This window comes from Chelatococcus sp. CO-6, from assembly GCF_001271345.1.
Lineage (GTDB): Bacteria > Pseudomonadota > Alphaproteobacteria > Rhizobiales > Beijerinckiaceae > Chelatococcus_A > Chelatococcus_A caeni.
The window spans coordinates 1,103,862-1,128,088 of record NZ_CP012398.1; the positions used below are offsets into that span (position 1 = coordinate 1,103,862).

Genomic DNA, 24,227 nt, shown 5'->3' on the forward strand with positions numbered 1-24,227 from the left:
GCGCAGCCGCCGTCGCGCGCCCCCTTCGCCCCTGCTCGCGGCGCCGGCCGGCAGCCGGCGCCCTCCACTCCTCCTTTCATGGGACACGGCCGTGGCCTTCCTCGAACTCGACCATGTCAGCAAGCGCTTCGGCGGCCACGTCGCCGTCGAGGGCTTCTGCCTCAGCGTGGCGAAGGGCGAGTTCATCTCGTTCCTCGGCCCCTCCGGCTGCGGCAAGACCACCACCCTGCAGATGATCGCGGGGTTCCTCGATCCCTCCGGCGGCACCATTCGCCTCGACGGGCGCGACCTTGCGCGGGTCAGGCCGGCGAGGCGCGGGCTCGGCATCGTCTTCCAGAGTTACGCGCTTTTCCCGCACCTGACGGCGGCCGAGAACATCGCTTTCGGCCTCGAGATGCGCGGCGTGCCGCGCGCCGAGCGGGAGGCACGCGTGCGCGACGCCCTCGCCATGGTCGGGCTCGCCGGCTACGGCGAGCGCCACCCGCGCCGCATGTCCGGCGGCCAGCAGCAGCGCGTGGCGCTCGCCCGCGCGCTCGTGATCCGGCCGGACGTGCTGCTGCTCGACGAGCCGCTGTCCAATCTCGACGCCAAGCTGCGCGAGGACATGCAGATCGAGCTGCGCCAGATCCAGCGCAACCTCGGCACGACGACCGTGCTCGTCACCCACGACCAGACCGAGGCCATGGCGCTGTCGGACCGCATCGTCGTCATGAGCAAGGGGCGCATCGAGCAGATCGGCACCCCGCACGAGACCTACGAGCGCCCGGCCTCGGCCTTCGTCTCGCACTTCCTCGGCAAGACCAACGAATTCCCGGCCGAGGTCCGGCCGAACGGCAGCGGCCGGGTGCTCGTCGCCGGCTCCTGCCGGTGGCCGGCGCCGGCTGGTCCCTCCGGCGCCGTCACGATCACCGTGCGCCCGGAGAAGGTGGCCTTCGCCGACGGCACCGCCGACGGTCTTGCGGCCCGGATCGCGAACCGCATCTTCCAGGGCAACCACTGGCTCTTCCAGTGCGAGACGGAGTGCGGCGCCGCCCTCGTGGTGCGGCAGAACAACGGCGAGCGGCAGCCGGCCGAGGGCGAGGCCGTGCGCCTCGTCTGGCGCGCCGAGGACATGGGCCTGCGCCGGGGAGGCGAGGCATGACCGCGACCGCCGCCACGACCACCGCCGCCCCGCCGGCCGCAGCGGCCGCCAGCACCGGCGCCTCCGCGCAGAGGGCGCCCTGGGCGCTCGTCCTGCCCGCCCTCGCCTTGTTCGTCGCGGTGCTCGTCGTGCCGCTTGCGATGACGGTCCTGCTCTCGTTCCACAACTGGGGGCAGTACACGGGGATCGAGCCGGTCCTCGTCCTGAAGAACTGGGCCGAGATCTGGTCGGACAGCTATTTCCTCGAGATGTTCGTGCGCACCTTCCGCATCGCCGCGCTCGCGACGGTGCTGACCGCACTGCTCGGCGCGCCGGAGGCCTACATCCTCCACCGCATGCGCCCGCCGTGGAAGGGCCTCTTCCTTCTGGTGGTGCTCGGGCCGCTCCTGATCTCGGTCGTGGCGCGCACGCTCGGCTGGGCATTGCTGTTCGGCGGCGAGAACGGCGTCGCCAACAAGGGGCTGATCGCGCTCGGCCTGATCGACAGGCCGCTGCCCTTCATGTTCACGGAGACGGGCGTCGTCATCGCGCTCGCCCATGTGATGATGCCCTTCATGGTGCTCTCGGTCTGGGCCGCGCTGCAGCGTCTCGATCCGCAGATCGAGAACGCGGCGACGTCGCTCGGCGCCGGCTCCCTCACCGTCATCGGCCGCATCATCCTGCCGCAGATCATGCCGGGCATCCTCGCCGGCGGCATCATCGTCTTCTCGCTGTCCGCCAGCGCCTTCGCCACCCCCGCCATCATCGGCGGCCGGCGGCTGAAGGTGGCCTCGACCCTCGCCTACGACGAATTCCTCAACACGCTCAACTGGCCGCTCGGCGCCGCGGTCGCCGTGCTGCTGCTGCTGGCCATCGTCCTCATCGTCGTGGGCAGCAACGCGCTGATCGAGCGCCGCTATGCGGAGGTCTTCCGATGAGCCGCAACGGTCCCCTGTCGCTTCTGTTCCACGCGGTCTTCGTCGTCTTCATGCTGGCGCCGATCGCCGTGGTGTGCCTCGTCGCCTTCACGCCCGAGGGCTATCTCTCGCTGCCGGTCAACGGCTTCTCCCTGCGCTGGTTCCGGGCGCTCGCGAGCTATCCGGAGTTCATCGACGCGTTCTGGGTGAGCCTGTGGGTCGGCGCCGCCTCCTCGTTCATCGCGCTCGGCTTCGCCATTCCGGCCGCGCTCGCCGTGGCGCGCCACCAGTTCCCCGGGCGCGAGGCGATCTCCGCGCTCTTCCTCTCGCCGCTGATGATCCCCCATGTGGTGCTCGGCGTGGCCTTCCTGCGCTTCTTCACCCAGATCGGCATCAACGGGACGTTTCCGGCGCTGCTCGTCGCCCATGTCATCCTGGTGTTTCCCTTCGCTCTGCGCCTGACGCTGGCGGCGGCGGTCGGCATGGACCGCTCGGTCGAGATGGCCGCCGTGTCGCTCGGGGCGAACGGCTGGACGTTGTTCCGCCGCATCACCCTGCCGCTCATCCTGCCCGGCGTCGTCAGCGGCTGGGCGCTCGCCTTCATCCAATCCTTCGACGAAGTCACCATGACGGTCTTTCTCGCCGCGCCCGGCGTCGAGACGCTCCCGGTCCGGATGTTCCTCTACGTGCAGGACAATATCGATCCGCTCGTCACATCCGTCTCCGCCTGCGTCATCGCCATCACGATGATCGCGCTCGTCCTGCTCGACCGGTTCTACGGGCTCGACCGCGTGCTCGCCGGCCATAGCGACCGCAGCAGTTAGGGAGAGCTGAGATGTCCAGGGACTATGACGTCGCCGTCGTTGGCGGCGGACTGCTCGGCTCGGCCATCGCCTGGGGGCTCGGGCGCCTCGGCCAGCGCGTCTGCGTGCTCGACGAAGGCGACATGGTCAAGCGCGCCTCGCGCGCCAACTTCGCCCTCGTGTGGGTGCAGAGCAAGGGCCTCGGCATGCCCGCCTATACCCGCTGGACCGTCGCAGCCTCGAACAGTTGGCCGCGACTGGCGGAGGAGATCCGCGAGCAGACGGGGCTCGACGTCTGCTTCCAGCGCAACGGCGGCTTCCACCTCGCCCTGAGCGAGGAGGAGCTGGCGCAGCGCGCCGACACGGTGAAGCGCATGAGCGAGCAGCCGGGAGGCGCGGCCTACCACTTCGAGATCCTCGGCCACGCCGAGGTGGCGAAGATGCTGCCCCACATCGGCCCCGAGGTCGTCGGCGGCAGCTTCTGCCCGCTCGACGGCCATGTGAACTCGCTGCGCACCTTTCGCGCCCTCCACACGGGCCTCGCCCGTCTCGGGGTGGACTACCGCCCCGACCATGCCGTGACGGCGATCACCTACACCGGCAGCGGCTTTCGCCTGACGACGGCGGGAGGCGAGATCGCCTCCGGAAAGGTCGTGCTCGCCGCCGGCAACGCCAACGAGACCCTCGCCCCCATGGTCGGGCTCACGGCGCCGATGGGGCCGACGCGCGGCCAGGTCATCGTCACCGAGCGGACGGCCCCCTTCCTCCCCCATCCGCTGACGACCATCCGCCAGACCGACGAGGGCACGGTGATGATCGGCGACAGCAAGGAGGACGCGCTCGACGACAGCGAGGCCCGGCTGCCGATCGCCTCGGTCATGGCCGACCGGGCCCGGCGCACGTTCCCGCTGCTCGGGCGGCTCAACGTGGTGCGCAGCTGGGCGGGCATCCGCGTCATGCCGAAGGACGGCTTTCCCATCTACGACCAGTCGCAGACCTGCCCCGGCGCCTTCGTCGCCTGCTGCCACTCGGGCGTGACGCTGGCCGCGATCCACGCCTACGAGCTCGCCCCGATGATCGCCGCGGGGCGGCTCGATCCGGACAGGACCGGCGCCTTCAGCGCCCGGCGCTTTGCCGAGGCGGCGAAGGACGGGACGGACATGCCCGCGGGGCCGCACGGCCGGCAGGCTCAGGAGAAGCGGAATGTTCAAGCGCATTGAGGAGGACCGCCGCCGGGCGGTCGAGATCTTCGTCGGGGGGCAGAGCGTCACCGCCCGCGAAGGCGACACCGTGGCCGCGGCCCTGCTCGCCTCCGGCCTCGACGTGCGCCGGTCCACCGCCGTGAGCGGGGCGCCGCGCCTGCCCTACTGCATGATGGGCGTCTGCTTCGACTGCCTCGTGACCATCGACGGCATGGGCAACCGCCAGGGCTGCCTCGTGCCGGTGCGCGAGGGCATGAGGATCGAAATCCAGAAGGGCAGGAGAGAGATCGGACGATGACCAGCATCCCCCAGCGCGACGCCTATGACGTCGTCGTCATCGGCGCAGGTCCCGCCGGCCTCGCCGCCGCGGCGCTCACGGCCGGGGCCGGCCTCGCCACCCTCCTCGTCGACGAGAACATGGGCCCGGGCGGCCAGGTCTGGCGCGCCATCACGACGACGCCGGTCAAGGAGAAGCGCCTTCTCGGCGACGACTACTGGGCGGGGCAGCGCCTCGTCGACGATGTGCGGGCGAGCGGCGCCGAGATCCTCCAGCGAGCGACCGTCTGGAGCCTCGACCGGACCCTCGAGATCGGCCTGTCCATCGACGGCGGCGCCCGGCTCGTCCGGGGAAAGCGCGTCATCCTCGCCACCGGTGCGCTGGAGCGGCCGTTCCCGATCCCCGGCTGGACCTTGCCGGGCGTGATGACGGCGGGTGCCGCGCAGACGATGCTCAAGTCCTCCGGCCTGCTGCCGCAAGGCAGGGTCGTCGTCGCCGGCCAGGGGCCGCTGCTGTGGCTGCTGTCGGCCCAGATCCTGCGCATGGGCGGCACGATCGACCTCGTGCTCGACACGGCCGATCGCCGCAACCGCCTGCGCGCCCTGCCGCACGTGCCGCAGTTCCTCACCTCGCCCTATTTCCTCAAGGGGCTCGCCATGATGCGCGAGGTCCGCGCCCGCACGCAGGTTGTCGGCAGCGTCACCAGCCTCGCCGCGAAGGGCAGCGGCCGCGTCGAGGCCCTCTCCTACGAGGCGGGCGGGCGCCGGTCCGAGATACCGGTCGACGTGCTCCTGCTGCATCAGGGCGTCGTGCCCAACGTCAATCTCGCCATGGCGGCCGGCGTCCGGCACCGGTGGGACGACGTCCAATTGTGCTGGGTCCCGGAGCTCGACGAGCGGGGCGAAAGCTCCGTCGCCGGCATCCACGTCGCTGGCGATGGCGCCGGCATCGGCGGGGCCGGCGTGGCGGTGCACCGCGGGCGCATCGCCGCGCGGGCGGTGATCGAGGCGCTGAAGCCGGAGGCGGGCCTGGCCCTGCCCGACCATGCCACGCTCGCGTCCGAGCTCGCCAGGGCCGAGCGCGGACGCACCTTCCTCGATGTGCTGTTCCGGCCGGCGCGCCAGTTCCGCATCCCCGCCGACGAGACCGTCGTCTGCCGCTGTGAGGAAGTGACGGCGCGGGACATCCGCGAATCCGTCGCCCTGGGCGCCACGGGCCCCAACCAGCTGAAGGCCTATCGCCGCACGGGCATGGGACCGTGCCAGGGCCGCCTGTGCGGGCTGACGGTGACGGAACTGATGGCCGAGGCGCGCGGCAGGACGCCGGCGGAGATCGGCTATTACCGGCTGCGCGCGCCGGTGAAGCCCATCACGCTCGCCGAGCTCGCCTCGCTGCCCAAGGGCGAGGACGCGACGAAGGCCGTGGTCAGGGGATGACGCGCGCCGACGCCATCATCATCGGCGGCGGGATTCACGGCTGCGCCACGGCCGTCAACCTCTGCCTCAAGGGGCTGCGTCCCGTCCTCATCGAGAGGGACTATGCCGGCCGCCACGCCTCCGGCGTCAATGCCGGCGGCGTGCGCCAGCTCGCCCGCCACGTGGCGGAAATTCCGCTCTCCATCCGCTCCATGGGTCTCTGGGAGCGGATCGCGGACATCGTCGACGACGATTGCGAGTTCGAGAGCCACGGCCAGGTGCTCGTCGCGGAAACCGGGGAGGAACTCACGGCCTGCCGCGCCCGCGTGGCCGAGCTCGAAGCCCTCGGCTTCAGCCACGAGGAACTGATTGACGCGGCCGAGCTGCGCCGCCTCGTGCCGGCCGTCTCCGACAGCTGCCCCGGCGGCATCGTCTCGCGCCGCGACGGCGCCGCCAGCCCGGCGCGCACGACGACCGCGTTCCGGCGCAAGGCCGGACGGCTCGGCGCCATCGTGCGCGAGGGCACGGGCGCGACCGGCATCCGCAGGCAGGACGGGCTCTGGCAGGTTGATGTGGGGCCGGAGCGTTTCGAGGCGCCCGTCCTCGTCAATGCCGCCGGCGCCTGGGGCGGGGACATCGCCGCCGGGCTCGGCGAGCCCGTGCCGGTCGAGACCGTGGCGCCGATGCTGATGATCACCTCGCGGGTGCCGCCCTTCATCGCGCCCGTCGTGATCCTGCGCGGGCGCAAGCTCTCCTTCAAGCAATTCGGCAACGGCACGGTGCTGATCGGCGGCGGCCATCTCGCGACGCCCTGTCGCGATACCGGCGAGACGATCCTCGACTGGCGCAAGCTGCAGGAGAGCGCCCGGACGGTCTTCGAGCTCTTTCCCGTCATGCGCGGCGCGACCATCGTGCGCGCCTGGGCGGGGATCGAGGCGAGGACGGGCGACGACCTTCCCGTCCTCGGCCCGAGCGCCGTGCACGAGGGCCTCTATCACCAGTTCGGCTTTTCGCTGCACGGCTTTCAGCTCGGCCCCGGCGCCGGCGCCGTCATGGCGGAGCTCATCGTCGACGGCAGCACCACAACGCCCATCGACGGCCTGGGCATCGGCCGCTTCGCACGCCCTTCCCCTCCCCCCTGCTCCAAGAGGACAGCCATGAGCATCAAGCGCAACATCCGCACGCCCATCATGCACCGCGCGGTCGAGGCGGGCGGCTTCGTCCATGTCGGCGGCATCATCGCCGACGATACCGGCCTCTCGATGGGCGAGCAGACCCGCAACATCCTCGCCAAGCTTGCCGGCTACCTGAGGGAGGTCGGCTGCGACCTCGGCAAGGTCGTCTCCGCCACCATCTTCGTGACCGACCTGTCGCGCAAGAAGGAGATGGATGCGGTCTGGACGGAGGTTTTCGGCGACGCCCTGCCCGCCCGCGCCACCGTCGGCGTCGCCGACCTCGGCGGCGGAGCGCTCATCGAGGTGGTCGCCGTCGCCGCGAAGGGCTGACCGCTGCCCTCGCGTTGCGGTGCGGCCCGGATCCGCACCGGACGCGGGGACGGACGGATCTTTCCCTGCACCGCGAGCTGGATCAGGAATGGGCGGGACACGTTCAGGACACCAGCCGCCTGGATCGTGAGGCGGTATTTTGAGGCACGATGACGGCGGCCCGTTCTGAGGCCATATCTTCAGGAATCCTCGGCCGGAAGCTTCACCGCGCCGCCGGCACCTGGGAAGTCCCGTGTCGAGAGCTCATTGCCTCCGGTGAGTTGATCCGGCTGTTGCAAGGTCGCATCGCGGCCGAGCGCCGGTCGTGCTCCCCTCCAACTTTGCTGGACGTGACGCCTGCCGGAAGCGCCTGGCCTATGCCCGGCGCGCTCGGTGCTATGCTCGGATTCGCCTCACCGCTGTTCGAGAAGAACGCCCTCGATGCCACCGAGCTCCGACCAGAGACTGATCTCGACCTCCCTGCCGTCGGACACGCAGCTTCGCGTCATATTCGCCGTCGTGGTCATGCTCGTCGTCGCTCTCGCTGTGACGGCTCCCTATGCGGGGCGTCCGACGCGGGGCACCGAGATCTTCCTCCCCGCCTATGCGGCTGCCGTCTTCGTCATCGAGATGACGACCGCGGCCCTTCTGTTCGCGACCTTCCGCGTGCAGCGCTCGGTCCCGCTTCTCGTCCTGGCCTCGGGCTACCTGCTGTCTGCCATTCTCGCCGTGCCCTGGGCGCTCAGCTTCCCGGGCGTGTTCTCGGTGCTCGCATGGGATCAGAACCTGCAGGCGACGGCCTGGATCGCGGCGATCCGGCGCATCGGCTTCGCGGTCGCGGTGGTCGGCTTTGCCCTGTCCGATCCGCGCCGGACGGTCAGGTCGCCGGGCCGCTGGGTGCTGGCCTGTGTCGGCGGGCTCCTCGCGGGCGCGGCCGCGGTCCTCTGGTTCGTGGTAACGGCGACGCAGAGCCTTCCCGCCTTCATGGCCGACGCCCGGAGCACGGCTCCCGCCTGGGCCTATGTGCCGCCGCTCGCGCTCCTGCTCTATGCCGTCGGCATCGCCGTGCTGCTGACGCGGCGCCGTTCGACGCTCGACATCTGGATGTCTGTCGCCCTCCTGTCGCTCTTCGTGGAAATCCTGCTGATCTCCTACATGGGGGCCGCGGTGCGGCTCAGCATCGGCTGGTGGTCGGGGCGCTTCTTCGGCCTGGTGGCGGCGGGCTCCATCCTGCTCGTGCTGCTCGCGGAGACGACCGGAAGCTACGCCCGCCTGGCCCAGGCGGCGGTCAACGAGCGCCGGGCGCGGCGCGACCGGATGACCGCGATGGAAGCCCTGTCGGCTTCGATCGCGCATGAGATCAACCAGCCTCTTGCCAGCATGGTGACCAACGCCAACGCCGGCCTGCGCTGGCTGTCCCGCGCCGAACCGCAGATCGGCGAGGCGGAGGCCGCATTGAAGCGCATCGTCGACGACGGCCACAGGGCCGACAAGATCGTGTCCGGCATCCGCACCATGTTCCTGAAGGGCGCGCAGGAGCGGGTCGCCGTCGATCTCAAGTGCGTCATCGACGAGGCGCTCGGCAGGAGCGCCTCCGAGCGGGCGCTCGCGGCAGTCGAGGTCGAGACCGTCTATCCGCCTGAGATCAAGATGGTGATCTGCAATCCGATCCAGCTGCTGCAGGTCGTCTCGAACCTGATCGACAACGCGGTCGACGCCATGAAGGCGGGCGGCGGCCGGGTGCGCCGGCTGACCATCAGCATCGAGGACGGCGAGCCGGGGGAGGTCGAGGCCTCTTTCGCCGATACCGGTCCCGGTGTCAGCCCGGACATCGCCGACCGCATCTTTCTCCCCTTCGTCTCGACGAAGCCCGACGGCATGGGCATGGGCCTCATGTTCTGCCGGTCGGTGATCGAGGCCCACGGCGGCCGGCTCTGGATCGCCGCCAACGCGCCGACCGGCGCGGTCTTCCGTTTTTCCCTGCCCGCGTCCACTGTGGTGGAGGCCAGCAACCAGGTGGGCGTGCATCCATGAGCGACGATCCCGTCGTCTATGTCATCGACGATGACCCTGCTATTCGCGCCTCGCTGGAGAGCCTGCTGGCCTCGGTCGGCTACGCGGTCCGGACCTTCGGATCCGCGGAGGATTTCCTCGCCGCCGATCAGGCCGATGCCCCCGCCTGTCTCGTGCTCGACGTGCGCCTCAAAGGCAGGAGCGGGCTCGAGTTCCAGCGCGAACTGGCGCGCCGCGGCCAGAGCCCGCCCATCGTCTTCGTCACCGGCCACGGCGACGTGCCGATGTCGGTCGCCGCGATGAAGGCGGGAGCCGTCGAGTTCCTGACGAAGCCCTTCCGGGACCAGGACCTCCTCGACGCGGTCCACGAGGGCATCGAGCGCCACCGGCGCGAGCGCGATGAGGCGAGCGCCATGGGGCAGATCCAGGGGCGCTACGAGACGCTCTCGCCGCGGGAACGGCAGGTGGCGGCCCTCGTCGCCTCGGGATTGATGAACAAGCAGGTGGCCGACCGGCTCGGCCTCAGCGAGGTCACCGTGAAGGTCCACCGGGCGCAGATCATGCACAAGCTGCAGGCGCGGACCCTGGCCGACCTGATCCGCATCACCGACCGGCTGGGGATCGCGCTGACCCAGGACTGACAGCCCCGGCCTTTCCCGGCGGACGCAGGAGCGCCGCTGCCCCCAACACTATACCGGGGGATAGGCGGCACTATCCGCCTGCACAATTGCGCTGATCGACCATCCGACCCTACCTTGCCGTCACTCGACGCGTTCCCGGCGGGAGCGCCTGAATTTCAGCCCGAGGTCCGGATCCGCGAGCCTGTCGCACAGGAAGGATCACGCACGTCCGCGACCCGCACGAGCGATGGGAAAGGGACCAGAGAGATGGCACAGGCAAGCGCTGCGCCGGGGCGGAGCCTCCTCGATCCGACGAACCACATGCTGATCATGATCGACTTCCAGTCGCAGATGGCCTTCGCGACGAAATCGATCGATGCCGTGCTCCTGCGCAACAACGCGGCGCTCGTGGCCCATGCGGCCGCCGGCTTCAAGGTGCCCACGATCCTGACCACGGTGGCCGAGAAGAGCTTCTCGGGACCGATGTTCGCCGAGATCACGAAGGCTTTCCCGGATCAGCCGATGCTCGATCGCACCTCCATGAACACCTGGGAGGACGAGTCGGTCATCGCGCGCGTCAACGAGATCGGCAGGCAGCGCATCGTGCTCGCGGGGCTGTGGACGAGCGTATGCATCGTCGGCCCGGCGCTGTCGGCGCTCGACCAGGGCTTCGAGGTCGTTGTCGTCACGGACGCCTGCGGCGACGTCTCGGAGGAGGCGCACGAGCGCGCCGTCGCGCGCATGGTGCAGGCCGGCGCCGTGCCCATGACCGCCCTGCAATACCTCCTCGAGCTGCAGCGCGACTGGGCGCGGGCCGGGACCTACGATCTCACCACCGGCATCGCCAAGGAGTTCGGCGGCGCCTACGGGCTCGGCATCATCTACGCCAAGACGATGTTCGGCGCCTCGGAAGGCCATTGAGCTCCACCACCGCGGCATTCCGCAGCAGCAACGGGAGTGACCTTCATGCCCAGCATCGCGACCAGGGACGGTGTCGAGATCTTCTTCAAGGACTGGGGGCCGAAGGATGCGCAGCCCATCGTCTTCCATCACGGCTGGCCGCTGAGCGCGGATGACTGGGACGCGCAGATGCTGTTCTTCCTCGCCAAGGGCTACCGCGTCGTCGCCCACGACCGGCGCGGCCACGGCCGCTCCACCCAGGTCGCCGACGGGCACGACATGGACCATTACGCGGCTGATATCGCCGCGGTGGTCGAGCATCTCGACCTGCGCGGGGCCGTCCATATCGGCCACTCCACCGGCGGGGGCGAGGCGCTGCACTACACGGTCCGCCATGGCAGGGGCCGCGTCGCCAAGCTGGTGCTGATCGGCGCGGTGCCGCCGATCATGGTGAAGACGGCGGCGAACCCCGGCGGCCTGCCCATCGAGGTGTTCGACGGCTTCCGCGCCGCGCTCGCCGCCAACCGCGCCCAGTTCTTCCTCGATGTCCCGACCGGCCCCTTCTACGGCTACAACCGGCCCGGCGCGGAGGTTTCCGAGGGCGTGATCCGCAACTGGTGGCGCCAGGGCATGATGGGCGGCGCGAAGGCCCACTACGACGGCATCAAGGCCTTCTCGGAGACGGACTTCACCGAGGACCTGAAGGCCGTCGAGGTGCCGACGCTGGTGATGCACGGCGACGACGACCAGATCGTGCCCATCGCCAACTCCGCCCTCCTGTCGGCGGAGCTCGTCAGGAACAGCACGCTCAAGGTCTACGAGAAGCTCCCGCATGGCTTGTGCACGACCCATCCCGACGTGATCAACGCCGATCTGCTCGCCTTCGTGCGGGCGTGACGGTCCGGCGCCGGAGCGGCAGGAGAAGGTCCATGAAGCTCTATCTCGCCTCTCTCGGCGCCGGCATTCTGGTCGGGATCGTCTACAGCCTGATCAACGTGCGCTCGCCGGCACCGCCCGTAGTGGCGCTCCTCGGCCTGCTCGGCATCCTCGTCGGCGAGCAGATCATGCCGGTCGCCAGGCACATCGTTGCCGGCTGCGGCTTCCGCGAGGCGGTCGGCCGCGCCAATTGCGGCAACCACATCCTCGGCGAACTGCCGGCCAATTCCGCCGAGGCCGCGGCTGGCGATGCCGGCCGGGGGCCCGGCGGCTGAGACAGGCGTCGATGACCACCCGTCGCGAGATCGTCGCCGGCATGGCCGCGGCAGCGGCTTCGGGCCTGATCCCAACCTCGGCGAGGGCTGAGACCATGAACGAGACGGCAGATCTCATCCTCCTCAACGGCAAGGTCACCACGCTCGACAGGCAGAACCCGCAGGCGGAGGCGGTGGCGATCCACGACGGCCGCTTTCTCTTCGCCGGCACGGCGGCCGATGCGATGGCGCACGCGGGGCCCGCAACCCGGACGATCGACCTCGGCGGGCGACGCGTCATCCCCGGGCTGATCGACAGCCACATGCACATCATCCGTGGCGGGCTCAACTACAACATGGAGCTGCGCTGGGACGGCGTGCGCTCGCTGGCGCAGGCGATGGAGATGCTGCGCCGTCAGGTCGCGGTGACCCCGCCGCCGCAATGGGTGCGCGTCGTCGGCGGCTTCACCGAGCACCAGTTCACCGAGAAGCGCCTGCCGACGCTCGACGAGATCAATGCCGTCGCGCCCGATACGCCGGTCTTCATCCTCCATCTCTATGATCGCGCACTGCTCAACGCGGCCGCGCTCAGGGTCGTCGGCTATGACAAGGACACGCCGAACCCGCCGGGCGGCGAGATCGTGCGGGACGCGGCAGGTAACCCGACGGGGCTCCTCCTCGCCAACCCCAATGCCACCATCCTCTACGCGACCCTCGCCAAGGGGCCGAAGCTGCCGCCGGACTACCAGAAGAACTCCACGCGCCACTTCATGCGCGAGATCAACCGCCTGGGCGTGACCGGCGTCATCGACGCGGGCGGCGGCTTCCAGAACTATCCCGACGACTACACCATCATCGAGGAGCTTCACCGCGAGGGCCTGCTCACGGTGCGCATCGCCTACAACCTCTTCACCCAGAGGCCGAAGGAGGAACTGGCCGACTTCACGGCCTGGGCCAAGCAGGTCTCCCCTGCGGCGGGCGACGATCTCTACAGGAGCAACGGCGCCGGCGAGATGCTCGTCTACAGCGCCGCCGATTTCGAGGATTTCCGTGTCGCGCGGCCGGAGATGCCGCCGAACATGGAAGGTGACCTCGAGCCGGTGGTGCGGCTGCTGGCCGAGAACCGCTGGCCATGGCGGCTGCACGCCACCTATGACGAGACGATCTCGCGCGCCCTCGACGTGTTCGAGAAGGTGAACCGCGACATCCCGCTCGCCGGGCTCAACTGGTTCTTCGACCACGCCGAGACGGTCAGCGACCGCAATATCGAGCGCATCGCCGCCCTCGGCGGGGGCATCGCCGTGCAGCACCGCATGGCCTTTCAGGGTGAATATTTCGCCGAGCGCTACGGCCACCGTGCCGCCGAGCGCACGCCGCCCGTCGCCCGCATGCTGGCCGCGGGCGTACCGGTGGGCGCCGGCACCGACGCGACGCGGGTGGCCTCCTACAATCCGTGGGTGTCGCTGGCCTGGCTCGTCACGGGCCGTACCCTCGGCGGCCTTGCGCTCTACCCGGCGGCCAACCGGCTCGACCGCGAGACGGCGCTGCGCCTGTGGACGCACGAGAACACCTGGTTCTCCACCGAGACGGGCAAGAAGGGAATGATCAAGGCCGGCCAGCTCGCCGATCTCGCCGTGCTGTCCGACGACTATTTTGCCGTCCCGGAGGATGCGATTGAAGACATCACCGCGGTGCTGACCCTGCTCGGCGGCAAGCCGGTGCACGGCAGCGATGCCTTCGCGCCGCTCGCACCGGACCTGCCGCCGCCGATGCCCGACTGGTCGCCGGTGCGTACCTTCGGCGGCTACCAGCAGCGACGGGCGGGGCTCGGAACGCAATATGCCCTCGCGGCGGGCTGCGGCTGCGCCACGGCCTGCGGCGTCCACGGGCACGCCCATGCGGCGGCCTGGGGATCGACACTCCCCGTCTCGGATACCCGCAGCTTCTGGGGCGTCCTCGGCTGCGCCTGCTGGGCAGTGTGAGATGGACAAATCGTCTCCGGAGGGGCAGGTGAGCGCGCCCGCCACGGCTGTACCGGCGGGTGGCGGTTTCGCGCCGCTGCGCCACACGGCCTTCGCCGTTCTGTGGGCGGCGACGGTGCTCGGAAACACCGGCACCTTCATGCGCGACGTGGCGAGCGGCTGGCTGGTCACCGACCTGTCGGCGTCCCCGGCCGCCGTTGCCGCCATCCAGGCCGCCGGCACCCTGCCGGTCTTCCTGCTCGCTGTTCCCGCAGGCGTGCTCTCCGACATTCTCGACCGGCGCCGGTTCCTCATTGCCGTGCAGCTTCTCCTCGGGCTGGTCAGCCTGACGCTGCTCGTGCTCGCCGCGACCGGAGCGATGACCGTGTCGGCCCTCGTCGCGCTCACCTTCGTCGGCGGCATCGGCGCCGCCCTGATGGCGCCGACGTGGCAGTCGATCGTGCCCGAGCTCGTGCCGCGGGCGGAGCTCAAGAGCGCGGTGGCGCTCAATTCGCTGGGCATCAACATCGCCCGCGCCATCGGCCCGGCGGCGGGCGGCCTGCTGCTCGCCGCCTTCGGGGCGGCCTTTACCTATGGCGTCGATCTCGCCAGTTACGTCATCGTCATCGCGGCGCTCCTGTGGTGGAAGCGCCCCGCGAACGAGGACGACGGCCTCTCCGAACGCTTCGGCGGCGCCCTGCGGGCCGGCCTGCGCTACATCCGCTTCAGCCGCGAGCTTCACGTCGTGCTGCTGCGCGCCCTGTTCTTCTTCGCCTTCGCCAGCGCCATCTGGGCCCTCCTGCCGCTCATCGCGCGGGATCTCCTGGGAGGGGGAGCGGCCTTCTACGGGGCGCTCCTCGGCTCGGTCGGCGGCGGGGCCATCCTCGGTGCGGTGCTGATGCCGTGGGTCCGTTCGCGCCTCGGCGTCGACGGACTGATGCTCGCCGCCGCCGTCGTGATCGCGGCAGCGAGCGCCACGCTCGCGCTGTCCCCGCCGCAATGGGCGGCGATCCTCGTCCTCCTCGCCATGGGAGCGGCGTGGATCGCGGCGCTGACGACGCTCAACGCCACCGCGCAGGCAGTGCTGCCCAACTGGGTGCGCGGCCGCGGGCTCGCCGTCTACCTCACCGTCTTCAACGGCGCCATGGCCGGCGGCAGCCTGACCTGGGGCTTCGTCGCCCAGGTCGCGGGCCTCTCCGGAGCGCTCGTCGCGTCGGCGCTCGGGCTCCTCGCGGTCGGCCTCGCCCTGCACCGCCTGCCCCTGCCGGCGGGTGAAGCCGACCTCACGCCGTCGAACCATTGGCCCGAGCCGATCCTCGCCGCGCCGGTTCCGGGCGATCGCGGCCCGGTCCTCATCCTGATCGAATACGAGATCGATCCCGACGACCGGCCCGCCTTTCTCGCCGCGCTCGCCCGGCAGTCGCAGATGCGTCGCCGGGACGGCGCCTTCAACTGGGGTGTCACCGAGGACGCAGCCAATCCCCGCGCGATCGTCGAATGGTTCACGGTTGAATCCTGGGCCGAGCACCTCAGGCAGCATCGCCGGGCGTCCCATGCCGACGCCGACGTCCACGCCGAGATTCGCCGCTTCCACATTGGCGCGGAACCGCCGCGGGTGCGGCACTATCTGTCTCTGTCCTGAGTGGTTGAAAGCAGGGCTGTGACGCCTCAATTGTCCGCCCTTGACATTGGAAACGATCATTTCCTAATTTGCCTGAATGGAACAGGCATTGAGCAGACAGGCCAACTCCCGCCCCGGACGCCCGCGCGCCTTCGATCAAGACAAGGTCTTGAACGACGCCATCACCTTGTTCAGCCGCAAGGGCTACAGCGCCAGTTCCGTTGCCGATATTTCCCAGGCGCTCAAGCTGACGATCGGCAGCATCTACAAGGCCTTCGGAGACAAGCGTGGTCTCTTCACCGCAGCGCTTCAGCGCTATGTGGAGCAGCGATACGAGCGGACGTCGGCCGCGCTTCGAGCTGCGCCCAACGGACGGGAGCGGGTACGCGGCTTTCTTCTGGAATATGCCGATCTAAGCCATGGCGAGGCCGGGCGCACCGGCTGCCTTGTCGTTGCCACAGCGGTCGAGTTCGGCGCTTGCGACCCGGAGCTTGCACAAAACGTCGCCCTGCTTCTGGAAGCCCGCGAAAAGAGCCTGCGTCGCTTCATCGAGGAAGGCCAGACCGACGGCTCGATCGGCCGCCAGATCGATGCGCAGACCGCCGCCCGCGCCCTGTTATGCATGGCGCAAGGCATGCGCGTACTCGGCAAGACCGGCCGCACCCGTGCCGAGATGATCGAGGTCGCCGAGCAGGCAATGCGCATCCTCGACTAATTTTTTTGCCAAATTAGGAAATGATCATTTCCTAACCAGGGAGCCTTCCATGAACGTGTTACGCCAGTCGCCCCCGGCAGCTGCGAAGCCCTTGCCGTTTCCGCAGGCCTTTCGTCACGGCACAGCCCGCGTGGGGGATCTGCATCTCCACTATGTGGAGGGCGGAGAAGGCAGACCCATCCTGCTGATCCCGGGGTGGCCGCAAACCTGGTACGCCTGGCGCCACGTGATGCCGCTTCTCGTCGAAGCCGGACGCCGGGTGATCGCGGTCGACCCACGCGGGACAGGAGAATCCGACCGCCCGCTCGACGGCTATGACCTCGCCACCGTGGCGGCGGATATCCATGGCCTGGTCGAGGCGCTCGATCTCTTGTCAAGCGGTCCGATCGATGTCGCAGGACACGATGTCGGGGCCTGGATCGCCTACGCCTATGCGTCGGACTGGCGATCCGACATTCGCCGATTGGCGCTTCTCGACGCGCTCATTCCGGGCCTTTCGGCCGCCCGCGTCGACCTCGGCGTTCGGGAAGGCCATCTGCGCAGTTGGCACTTTCCTTTCAACCAGCTTGACGATTTGCCCGAGCTATTGCTGGCGGGCCGGGAGCACGCGTTCCTGACGTGGCTGTTTCGAGCGAAGTCGGTCCGCCCATGGGCCTTCACGGCTGACGATATCGACGAATATGCGCGCCAGTTGGCGGCCCCGGGCGCGATCCGCGCGGCGACCGCCTATTACAAAGCGGCCTTCTCCGCCGAAGGCATCGCCGCCAATCGGAGCCGCGCGGAGAGACCACTCGAGATTCCCCTTCATGTCCTCGGGGCGGAACGGGGCCTTGGCGAGGCCATGGTCGAGGCTTTGACTCCGCTCGCGCGCGACGTCAGGGGCCGCGCCGTCTCCGACTGCGGCCACTACATGCCCGAGGAATGCCCCGACGAGATTGCGGCAGAGCTTCTCGCGTTCTTCGAGCCGGCGTCCATACGCACGGAGCGCTTCGCATGAACGGGTTCTATCTCATGCTCGCCATGGCCGGCGGCGCGATGATGCCCGTTCAGGCCGCGATGAACGCCCGCCTTGCGCAGGGCGTCGGTGGAACGACCTGGGCCACGGCTCTTTCCGCTCTGGGCGTCGCGGTCGTGCTTTCCGTCGCTGGTTTGATAGCGGGGCACGGTCGATGGGCGGGAGCAACGTGGCAGGCGCCATGGTGGGCTTGGGGCGGAGGTTTCTGCGGCGCCATTGTGCTCTTCGCGGCCGCGGCGGCCACGCCCCGAATCGGAGCCATGACGATGGTCGCCCTGATGGTCGCGGGGCAAGCCCTGGCATCCGTAGCCGTCGACGCGCGCGGATGGTTCGGTCTCACGGCGCAGCCTCCGACAGTTGCGCGGATCGTCGCCGCGCTTTTGATCGTCGCTGGCGCGATCATCCTTGCATTGTCCTCCAGCCCCGCGCGCTCGAACTGACGCCAGCGTGGCGGAGTAATCATCGCCTTGGATCGGCGACCATCAGGCCACGCCAACTGTTCGGGGCAGAGCGGCATCCGGCGCGGGTGCACTGCGCCGGCTCCGCCATCAACGGCAAGGCGCTCGGCATCCCGTTTGGAGGTTGGGCGGCGCATATGCGCCGCCTTCCGCAACCGTAATGATCGAAGCGCTCCCGCGCGGGCGATCGGCCGCCTCAGACCTGCGCCAGGCCTCCATCGACGAATACCTCGCCGCCGGTCATGAAGCTGCTGTCGGAGGACGCCAGAAACGCGGCGACCGCGCCAGTTTCCGCCGGATCGCCCATGCGCCCGAGCGCCGTCGTGGCCCCCAGCGCGTCCATTCCTTCCTCACCCACGACTTCGAGCGCCAGCTCTGTCTTGATCGGCCCCGGCGACAGCACATTGACGCGGATACCCGTGCCACGAAGATCCAGTGCCCAGCTGCGCGCCAGGTTGCGAACCGCCGCCTTGGTGGCGCTGTAGATGCTGAAGGCCGGCGTTCCCATCACGCCCGTGCTTGAACCGGTCAGGATGATCGACGCGCCTTCCTTCATCAGCGGAAGGGCCTTCTGCACCGTGAAGACCAGCCCCTTCACATTGAGGTCGAAGATCTGGTCGTAGTGGTCGGTCGTGATCTCGCCGAGCGGCGCGAAAGACCCTGTCCCCGCGTTGGCGAGCAGGATGTCAAGGCCGCCGCGCTCGGCCTTCACCGTCTCGTACAGCCGGTCGAGATCGGCCATGTCCGTGACCGAGCCCCGCATCGCGCGGGCGTTGGGACCCAGTTGCGCCAGGGCGGCGTCCAGCGCCGCCTGCCGCCGCCCGAAGATGTAGACGAACGCGCCTTCGTCGACGAACCGCTTGGCGGCCCCAAGTCCGATGCCGCTTCCGCCCCCTGTCACCACCGCCGTCTTACCCTGCAATCTGCTCATTACGTGCTCCTTGAATGACGTCGCACTAAGCTGGCGGGGCATACACCTATTGACAAGTATGCACCTTTTGGTAAGTACATAGAAATGTCATTGGATGATCGAGACCCGACCGCCTCGGTGACGGACGCTTCGCCGCCCGATCATGCCCGCACCCCGGCGCTGGCCGGTTTCACATGCGGCCTCGACGTGACGCTGCGGGTCATCGCCGGCAAGTGGAAGCCACTGATTCTCTACTTCCTCGCCCAGCGTGGGCCGACCCGCTACGGCGAATTGCGGCGCGCCGTGCGCGATGTCAGCGACAAGGTGCTGATCCAGCAGCTCAAGGAGCTGGAGGCCGATGGTCTGGTGAAGAGGACCGATTACAAGGAGGTCCCGCCTCGGGTCGATTATAGCCTGAGCCCCTTGGGCGTCAGCCTGGCCGAAGCCCTCGTACCGCTCTGCACCTGGGGGACGCAGAACCTGGCGGAGGTGAGCCGGATCTTCGCTCGGCGGGAAAAGCGGGAAAGCTGATCAATCCGCTTGGCCCACAGGCAAGGCGCTCGACGGCCCGCTGGCCGCGCAAGGTCTTTCCCGCTTCTCTGCGCCAATCCTTGGCTCGGCTGATCGCTTGACGCCATTAACCTGCTAGGAGCCGGCACCGCCGCCGCTTCGGCTGCGCCTGCGCGGTGATTGCAGCGCTCGGTGCGACACGTCGGAAGCCAATCAGCGGGGGATGGCCCTCCGCTCGAACAGGCGCCGTCGAGCGCTGTCAAACGCGCGATTCCGAATACCGATGCCTCCCATTCTGGGCATCGTCCTGGCGGGTGACTTGGCCGGTGGCTTGGCCGACGACTTGGCCGTCAGTGGAACGGGACGCGGGAGGCGAACCGCGCCTATACTGTCTCGGCGTACATCCCATGACTCGCTTGAAGGCTGTGCTGAAGGCGCTTTCCGACTCGTAGCCGAGCGACAGCGCGACGGCCGAGACCGGGTCATTGGTGTTCTCAAACCTGTCGCCGGCGAGCATCATGCGCCAGCGCGACACGTAGTCCATAACCGTCTCGCCGACCGTCACCTTGAACTTCAGGGCAAAGCTGGATCGCGACATGCCGGCGCGCTCGGCGAGTGTCTGAAGGGTCCAGCGACACGCTGGATCGGCATGAATGGCGGCAATCGCAGCGCCGAGCTGCTTGTCCGCAAGGGCGAAGAACCATCCGACGCCGGCGGCCGGCCCTTCCTCCAGATGCAGCCGCAGGGCCTGGACCAACATCATGTGCGCAAGATGCTGCGCAATGAGCGAACTGCCCGGACGCCGCTCACGCAACTCCTGCCGCATACGCTCGACCGACCAAAGCCACGCACTCTGCTCAGGCTCTCTGCGGATGTGGACGATGGGCGGAAGCATGCGGAGAAGGCTGGGCGAGTTTCGGCCGCTCACGGCGAAGCGGCTGCCTACCAGGAAAAAGTCGCCGCCGTCATTGACCGTTACAACACCGCCCGGGTTGGCCGGCGGAAAGAACGCGCTGGCATCAACAGGCGTCAAGGCCATGTCGCTGGCGAGCCGGAAGTCCCGGCCGCTCGGCAATACGAAGCAGTCGCCCGCTCGGAGCCTCACGGGCTCAGCGATATCCTCCACGAGCAGCCAGCATTCACCCGATATCACCGCGTAGCACTTCATTCGGTTCTGCTGATGGGAGAACTGGACCGACCAGTCGCCGCCCGCATCGAAACCGGAGGACACATAGCTGCGCGGCTTGAGCAAGGACAGCACGTCTGACAGCGGGTCCATGAATCCTCCTGGACGATCGCGAAGATAATATGGACATCCTAGCATAGATAGAACTCATCCCAGTGATTATAGTTTATGAGACAAACAGACAAGCAGTCCGTCAGAGGAATTAACTTTTTTTGTCAACGGCAACGAAAGCACTAAATAGATATAGACACAACGCCCCGCAATCCCGCAGACCTTCAACTGATCACCGCAGCTCGTCTGCTGTATACTTGCATCGGCGGTAGCTGCAAAGGGAGCCGGCAGCAGGCGGCTCTTTCAACAACACCACAGCAGCTGTCACAGCCCTCAGGTTGGCCGGAACGGAATCGGCCGCCGCCGCGTGCCATCGCTTGGCCGCGCCGCGTGAGGTGGTTGCGGCGGATGACCGCCATCGTCCCCGACGACACCCGGTGCGGCAATCACCGCCTATCTCGAAAATCCCCCGGGAGATGCATTCATGACCGCGTTCACGATCAATGGACGCGCGGTGGACGTCGACACCGCGCCAGACACGCCGCTTCTGTGGGTGATCCGGGAGCATCTGAAGCTCACCGGCACCAAGTTTGGCTGCGGCATCGCACAGTGCGGAGCCTGCACGGTTCATGTCGACGGCGCGCCGACGCGCTCCTGCGTAACCTGGCTTGAGGACGTGGCCGGGCGGCGAGTGACGACGATTGAGGGCCTGTCGCCGGATGCCGGCCATCCGCTTCAGAAGGCCTGGATTGCCGAGCAGGTCCCGCAATGCGGCTATTGCCAGTCCGGGCAGATCATGCAGGCGGCGGCTCTTCTCGAGAGCAACCCCAACCCCACGCGCGAGCAGATCGTCGAGCACATGGACGGCAACATCTGCCGCTGCGGAACCTATGTGCGGATCATCAGCGCGATTCAGCGCGCCGCGCGGGAGGGCTGAGACATGATCAAGATGATCAAGCTTCACAGCCGCACGCTTTCGCGGCGCAGTTTCCTGATCACGGCGGGCGGCTTCGGCGTCGCGGTCGCCTTCGGCGGCCTACCCGGGCAGGCCGTGGGTGCCGCAGTGGCGCCGGCCGCCGAGGGCAATTACCGCCCGAACGCTTGGGTGACCATCGCGGCCGACGGCATCGTCAGCATCATGTCGCCAGCCTCGGAAATGGGCCAGGGCATCATGACCACGCTGCCGCTTCTCATCGCCGAAGAAATGGATGCCGATTGGGACAGGATCCGCATTGTTCAGGCTCCATCCGATGCGGAGAAATATGGAAATCCCGGCTTCTATGGCATTCAGCTCACGGGCGGCAGCGAATCCACGCGCGGCTATTACGACCTGCTGCGGCTGACCGGCGCGCAGACCCGCAAGGTCATTCTGGCGAGCGCGGCCGGCATGCTGAACGTGCCGGTGGGCGAACTCACGACGGAGCCCGGCAGGGTGGTGCATGCACGCTCCGGCCGCTCGTTCGGCTACGGCGAGATCGCCGCCGATGGCGCGCTCCCCGATCCGCTGCCGCAGGCGACCGAGGCCGATCTGAAGCCGGCCGATCGATGGCGCTATATCGGCAGGCGCACGGTCCAGCGTGTCGACGTGCCCTCGAAGGTCGACGGCTCCGCGATCTACGGCATGGACGTGCAGCGCCCCGGCATGCTTTACGGCACGGTCCTGCGGGCGCCAGTCCAGGGCGAGCGGCCTGAAGCCATCGACGACGCCGAAAGCAGGGCCGTACCGGGCGTGGTGCAGATCGTTCCGCTCTCCTACGGCGTCGGAATCATCGGCGAGACGGTCGAGGCGACGCAGCGGGCCAAGGATTTGCTCAAGGTGACTTGGAGCAGGTCGTCGCGGGTCCGCAGCTATACGAGCGGCAGCCTGCTGGAACACTACCGCAGCGTGGGGCGCGACCTCTCGCAGACGGGCGTCGAGGCGCTCTCGGAAGGCGATGCGGAGGGGGCGCTCGCGGGAGCCGTTACGGTCATCACGGCCGACTATATGAGCGATCTCGTCTGTCACGCGACCATGGAACCGATGAACGCGACGGCGCTTGTGAAGGGCGATAGCGTGGAAATCTGGGCGCCGACCCAGGGCCCGACGCATACCCAGAGGTTTGCCGCGGAGGTCGTCGGCACCACCCCCGACAGGGTCAAAGTGAACACGACTCTCCTCGGCGGCGGCTTCGGCCGCAAGGCCGAGGCGGACTTCATCGTCGATGCGGTGTCATTGGCAAGGGAGGTCGAGGGCCGGCCGGTCAAGGTCATCTGGAGCCGTGAGGACGATATCCGGCACGACAAGTTCCGGCCTCTCGAGGCGCAGCACATCCAGGTCGGGCTCGATGCCGACGGCAACATCCTCGGCTGGCGGCATCGCATCGTGGCGGATTCCATTTTCGCCCGGACAATGCCCGACCTGTTCGCGAGCCGGGGTGGGCATGACGACGTCGTGACGGAGGGGGCGCAGTTCAACTACGCCGTCCCGGCCCATCGGATCGAATACATCCGCCAGGACAACGGTCTGGACATCGGCTTCTGGTTCGCGGTCGGGGTCGGCTACACCAGGTTCGGCATCGAATGCGTCATCGACGAAGTTGCGGCGGCCACGGGGGCCGATCCCGTACAGCTCCGGCTGAAGCTCCTCCCCGAACAGCCCCGGGCCCGCAACGTGATCGAAACCGTCGCGGCGATGGCGGAATGGGATCGGAAGCGCGACGGCCGGGCGCTGGGGCTCGCCTATTCCGACGCCTTCGGCTCCCACTGCGCGCAAATCGCCGAAGTGTCGCTCAACAGGGAAACCGGTGCGATCAGGGTGCACAAGGTCTGGTGTGCGGTGGACCCGGGGGTGGCGATCCAGCCGGTACACATTGAAGGCATGATGATCGTCGGCATCGCCAATGGCATCAGCCACGCACTGTTCGAGCAGATCAACATCGTCAATGGCGAGGTGCAGGAAGGCAACTTCGACACCTATCGGGTGATACGCATGTCCGAGGCACCTGACATCGAGGTGGCCATCGTCCCGACATCCGGGAGTCCCGTCGGCGGCATGGGCCAGGTCGGCCTGCCGCCGGTCGGGCCGGCAATCGCCAACGCGGTGGCGCGCCTCACGGGCGGCGTACGGCTCCGGCACTACCCGTTCCTGACCGAGCGGGTGCTGGAGGCATTGGGCGCCTGAAATCCGAGTGCTCTCGGCGCAAGTTGCCCGCGATGCCTTTCTGGAGCCCGCCCATCTGGTCGCGGGCATGCGCTATCGACCCGGAGGCACCGATGCCGAGCGAGCCGCGCGAGCCTTCCGGAGCGCCCAGGCTGAAGCTCGCCTGCTGCCCCACCCCAAAACTCTTCGACGAGGACGACTGGAACGAGCCGTAGCCGGATTGGGCGCTCTCGACGAGGAGGTCGCGGCCGACGGTCAGAGTCAGGTCCCGAAAGAGGACGCTCGCTTAGGATCTCGCCAAAGCTCATTATCGAAATAGACAATTTGAAAGCTGGGCAGCTCCACCTTCAACTGATCCCGTAGCCTCCGCCCTTCTTTGTTGAAGGCGATAGCGGCCGCTTTGGAAGAAAACCCAGATTCTACTGGATTATCGCGATCCAACGTTTCGCTGTAGCTTGCTGCCCATGCTTCGAGGGCCGCTTTCAGCGTCGCTGAAAGTGGCAAAGTCTCAGGATTGACATTTCGGATTTCGTCAAGATCCCAAAGAGGCCAGCAGTCATAGTCGGCCATCAGTTTGATTTTACGTACCTTCGATTTCATCTCTCGCCCCTCACGGCAACGAAGTGGGATTGGCGCCGACAATGAAACCGTTGCTCCCAACAGTGATAGCCATTCGGTGCGTTTGGCCGTTGAACGAATATTCATAGATTGGACCCTCGA

Annotated in this window: 23 protein-coding genes and 1 pseudogene; 21 read left to right on the forward strand and 3 right to left on the reverse strand. The window is 68.2% G+C overall.

Going from position 1 to position 24,227, the window contains the following annotated elements:
* The first annotated feature begins 91 nt into the window (after nt 1-91).
* From AL346_RS05230 to AL346_RS05310, 18 genes and pseudogenes are all read left to right on the forward strand, one after another.
* On the forward strand, nt 92-1,141 hold the full coding sequence (locus AL346_RS05230; protein ID WP_019403365.1) for an ABC transporter ATP-binding protein: 1,050 nt from the start codon (nt 92-94) through the stop codon (nt 1,139-1,141).
* Complete coding sequence (locus AL346_RS05235; RefSeq protein ID WP_019403364.1) at nt 1,138-2,058, forward strand: ABC transporter permease; 921 nt, start codon at nt 1,138-1,140, stop codon at nt 2,056-2,058. Before AL346_RS05230 ends, AL346_RS05235 begins: the two co-directional genes overlap by 4 nt.
* On the forward strand, nt 2,055-2,861 hold the full coding sequence (locus tag AL346_RS05240; protein ID WP_019403363.1) for an ABC transporter permease: 807 nt from the start codon (nt 2,055-2,057) through the stop codon (nt 2,859-2,861). Before AL346_RS05235 ends, AL346_RS05240 begins: the two co-directional genes overlap by 4 nt.
* Before the next feature lie 11 nt (nt 2,862-2,872).
* A complete protein-coding gene (locus AL346_RS05245; protein ID WP_082312426.1) occupies nt 2,873-4,060 on the forward strand; it encodes an FAD-binding oxidoreductase in 1,188 nt (395 codons plus the stop codon).
* Nucleotides 4,044-4,340, forward strand: a complete 297-nt coding sequence (locus AL346_RS05250) for a (2Fe-2S)-binding protein (RefSeq protein ID WP_019403360.1) — start codon at nt 4,044-4,046, stop codon at nt 4,338-4,340. Before AL346_RS05245 ends, AL346_RS05250 begins: the two co-directional genes overlap by 17 nt.
* Complete coding sequence (locus tag AL346_RS05255) at nt 4,337-5,755, forward strand: NAD(P)/FAD-dependent oxidoreductase (protein ID WP_019403359.1); 1,419 nt, start codon at nt 4,337-4,339, stop codon at nt 5,753-5,755. Before AL346_RS05250 ends, AL346_RS05255 begins: the two co-directional genes overlap by 4 nt.
* Nucleotides 5,752-6,852, forward strand: a pseudogene (locus tag AL346_RS05260) (NAD(P)/FAD-dependent oxidoreductase); the annotation flags it as partial. The gene AL346_RS05255 and the pseudogene AL346_RS05260, both read left to right, overlap by 4 nt.
* A gap of 72 nt (nt 6,853-6,924) precedes the next feature.
* Nucleotides 6,925-7,239, forward strand: a complete 315-nt coding sequence (locus AL346_RS25315; RefSeq protein WP_245303234.1) for a RidA family protein — start codon at nt 6,925-6,927, stop codon at nt 7,237-7,239.
* Between the two features lie 420 nt (nt 7,240-7,659).
* A complete protein-coding gene (locus AL346_RS05265; RefSeq protein WP_019403358.1) occupies nt 7,660-9,252 on the forward strand; it encodes an MASE4 domain-containing protein in 1,593 nt (530 codons plus the stop codon).
* A complete protein-coding gene (locus AL346_RS05270) occupies nt 9,249-9,872 on the forward strand; it encodes a response regulator transcription factor (protein ID WP_019403357.1) in 624 nt (207 codons plus the stop codon). Before AL346_RS05265 ends, AL346_RS05270 begins: the two co-directional genes overlap by 4 nt.
* Nucleotides 9,873-10,118: 246 nt before the next feature.
* A complete protein-coding gene (locus AL346_RS05275; protein WP_026015338.1) occupies nt 10,119-10,772 on the forward strand; it encodes a hydrolase in 654 nt (217 codons plus the stop codon).
* 45 nt (nt 10,773-10,817) lie between these two features.
* Entirely contained in the window at nt 10,818-11,648 is an 831-nt protein-coding gene (locus AL346_RS05280; RefSeq protein WP_026015337.1) for an alpha/beta fold hydrolase, read from the forward strand.
* A 32-nt stretch (nt 11,649-11,680) separates the two neighbouring features.
* Entirely contained in the window at nt 11,681-11,962 is a 282-nt protein-coding gene (locus AL346_RS05285) for a DUF1427 family protein (RefSeq protein ID WP_019403354.1), read from the forward strand.
* Between the two features lie 11 nt (nt 11,963-11,973).
* Nucleotides 11,974-13,923 (forward strand): amidohydrolase family protein, encoded by a 1,950-nt coding sequence (locus AL346_RS05290; RefSeq protein WP_019403353.1) that lies wholly within the window; start codon nt 11,974-11,976, stop codon nt 13,921-13,923.
* A 1-nt stretch (nt 13,924) separates the two neighbouring features.
* The gene (locus tag AL346_RS05295; protein WP_040405025.1) at nt 13,925-15,544 is read left to right on the forward strand and encodes an MFS transporter; all 1,620 of its coding nucleotides are present in this window, start codon (nt 13,925-13,927) and stop codon (nt 15,542-15,544) included.
* Nucleotides 15,545-15,692: 148 nt separating this feature from the next.
* Nucleotides 15,693-16,238, forward strand: coding sequence for a TetR/AcrR family transcriptional regulator (locus AL346_RS05300; protein ID WP_245258925.1), 546 nt, complete (start codon nt 15,693-15,695; stop codon nt 16,236-16,238).
* Nucleotides 16,239-16,287: 49 nt separating this feature from the next.
* Nucleotides 16,288-17,235 (forward strand): alpha/beta fold hydrolase, encoded by a 948-nt coding sequence (locus AL346_RS05305; RefSeq protein WP_019403350.1) that lies wholly within the window; start codon nt 16,288-16,290, stop codon nt 17,233-17,235.
* On the forward strand, nt 17,232-17,693 hold the full coding sequence (locus tag AL346_RS05310; RefSeq protein ID WP_019403349.1) for a DMT family transporter: 462 nt from the start codon (nt 17,232-17,234) through the stop codon (nt 17,691-17,693). Before AL346_RS05305 ends, AL346_RS05310 begins: the two co-directional genes overlap by 4 nt.
* Nucleotides 17,694-17,907: 214 nt before the next feature.
* On the opposite strand, the gene AL346_RS05315 is transcribed toward AL346_RS05310, so the two are convergent.
* Nucleotides 17,908-18,642 carry an SDR family NAD(P)-dependent oxidoreductase gene (locus AL346_RS05315; RefSeq protein ID WP_026015334.1) on the reverse strand — a complete coding sequence of 245 codons (735 nt, stop codon included), beginning with the start codon at nt 18,640-18,642 and terminating at the stop codon, nt 17,908-17,910.
* A gap of 159 nt (nt 18,643-18,801) precedes the next feature.
* On the opposite strand from AL346_RS05315, the gene AL346_RS05320 reads away from it, so the two are divergent.
* The gene (locus AL346_RS05320) at nt 18,802-19,152 is read left to right on the forward strand and encodes a helix-turn-helix domain-containing protein (RefSeq protein ID WP_026015333.1); all 351 of its coding nucleotides are present in this window, start codon (nt 18,802-18,804) and stop codon (nt 19,150-19,152) included.
* Between the two features lie 238 nt (nt 19,153-19,390).
* Here AL346_RS05320 and AL346_RS05325 read toward each other — a convergent pair whose 3' ends face one another.
* Nucleotides 19,391-20,410 (reverse strand): AraC family transcriptional regulator, encoded by a 1,020-nt coding sequence (locus AL346_RS05325; RefSeq protein ID WP_019403346.1) that lies wholly within the window; start codon nt 20,408-20,410, stop codon nt 19,391-19,393.
* 442 nt (nt 20,411-20,852) lie between these two features.
* Here AL346_RS05325 and AL346_RS05330 point away from each other — a divergent pair, with 442 nt between their 5' ends.
* A complete protein-coding gene (locus AL346_RS05330) occupies nt 20,853-21,305 on the forward strand; it encodes a (2Fe-2S)-binding protein (RefSeq protein WP_019403345.1) in 453 nt (150 codons plus the stop codon).
* Between the two features lie 3 nt (nt 21,306-21,308).
* Nucleotides 21,309-23,528: a xanthine dehydrogenase family protein molybdopterin-binding subunit gene (locus tag AL346_RS05335; RefSeq protein ID WP_019403344.1), complete on the forward strand. Its 2,220-nt coding sequence runs from the start codon at nt 21,309-21,311 to the stop codon at nt 23,526-23,528.
* 240 nt (nt 23,529-23,768) lie between these two features.
* Here AL346_RS05335 and AL346_RS24960 read toward each other — a convergent pair whose 3' ends face one another.
* Complete coding sequence (locus tag AL346_RS24960) at nt 23,769-24,107, reverse strand: hypothetical protein (protein ID WP_156332690.1); 339 nt, start codon at nt 24,105-24,107, stop codon at nt 23,769-23,771.
* Nucleotides 24,108-24,227: the final 120 nt, after the last annotated feature.

What these genes read in the sequence shown, in the direction of transcription:
- AL346_RS05270 (WP_019403357.1), top strand. Translation starts at nt 9,249, where the DNA reads ATGAGCGACGATCCCGTCGTCTATGTCATCGACGATGACCCTGCTATT.
- AL346_RS25315 (WP_245303234.1), top strand. Translation starts at nt 6,925, where the DNA reads ATGCACCGCGCGGTCGAGGCGGGCGGCTTCGTCCATGTCGGCGGCATC.
- AL346_RS05275 (WP_026015338.1), top strand. Translation starts at nt 10,119, where the DNA reads ATGGCACAGGCAAGCGCTGCGCCGGGGCGGAGCCTCCTCGATCCGACG.
- AL346_RS05255 (WP_019403359.1), top strand. Translation starts at nt 4,337, where the DNA reads ATGACCAGCATCCCCCAGCGCGACGCCTATGACGTCGTCGTCATCGGC.
- AL346_RS05290 (WP_019403353.1), top strand. Translation starts at nt 11,974, where the DNA reads ATGACCACCCGTCGCGAGATCGTCGCCGGCATGGCCGCGGCAGCGGCT.
- AL346_RS05315 (WP_026015334.1), bottom strand. Translation starts at nt 18,642, where the DNA reads ATGAGCAGATTGCAGGGTAAGACGGCGGTGGTGACAGGGGGCGGAAGC.
- AL346_RS05335 (WP_019403344.1), top strand. Translation starts at nt 21,309, where the DNA reads ATGATCAAGATGATCAAGCTTCACAGCCGCACGCTTTCGCGGCGCAGT.
- AL346_RS24960 (WP_156332690.1), bottom strand. Translation starts at nt 24,107, where the DNA reads ATGAAATCGAAGGTACGTAAAATCAAACTGATGGCCGACTATGACTGC.
- AL346_RS05330 (WP_019403345.1), top strand. Translation starts at nt 20,853, where the DNA reads ATGACCGCGTTCACGATCAATGGACGCGCGGTGGACGTCGACACCGCG.
- AL346_RS05280 (WP_026015337.1), top strand. Translation starts at nt 10,818, where the DNA reads ATGCCCAGCATCGCGACCAGGGACGGTGTCGAGATCTTCTTCAAGGAC.
- AL346_RS05295 (WP_040405025.1), top strand. Translation starts at nt 13,925, where the DNA reads ATGGACAAATCGTCTCCGGAGGGGCAGGTGAGCGCGCCCGCCACGGCT.
- AL346_RS05235 (WP_019403364.1), top strand. Translation starts at nt 1,138, where the DNA reads ATGACCGCGACCGCCGCCACGACCACCGCCGCCCCGCCGGCCGCAGCG.
- AL346_RS05250 (WP_019403360.1), top strand. Translation starts at nt 4,044, where the DNA reads ATGTTCAAGCGCATTGAGGAGGACCGCCGCCGGGCGGTCGAGATCTTC.
- AL346_RS05240 (WP_019403363.1), top strand. Translation starts at nt 2,055, where the DNA reads ATGAGCCGCAACGGTCCCCTGTCGCTTCTGTTCCACGCGGTCTTCGTC.
- AL346_RS05310 (WP_019403349.1), top strand. Translation starts at nt 17,232, where the DNA reads ATGAACGGGTTCTATCTCATGCTCGCCATGGCCGGCGGCGCGATGATG.
- AL346_RS05325 (WP_019403346.1), bottom strand. Translation starts at nt 20,410, where the DNA reads ATGGACCCGCTGTCAGACGTGCTGTCCTTGCTCAAGCCGCGCAGCTAT.
- AL346_RS05265 (WP_019403358.1), top strand. Translation starts at nt 7,660, where the DNA reads ATGCCACCGAGCTCCGACCAGAGACTGATCTCGACCTCCCTGCCGTCG.
- AL346_RS05285 (WP_019403354.1), top strand. Translation starts at nt 11,681, where the DNA reads ATGAAGCTCTATCTCGCCTCTCTCGGCGCCGGCATTCTGGTCGGGATC.
- AL346_RS05305 (WP_019403350.1), top strand. Translation starts at nt 16,288, where the DNA reads ATGAACGTGTTACGCCAGTCGCCCCCGGCAGCTGCGAAGCCCTTGCCG.
- AL346_RS05245 (WP_082312426.1), top strand. Translation starts at nt 2,873, where the DNA reads ATGTCCAGGGACTATGACGTCGCCGTCGTTGGCGGCGGACTGCTCGGC.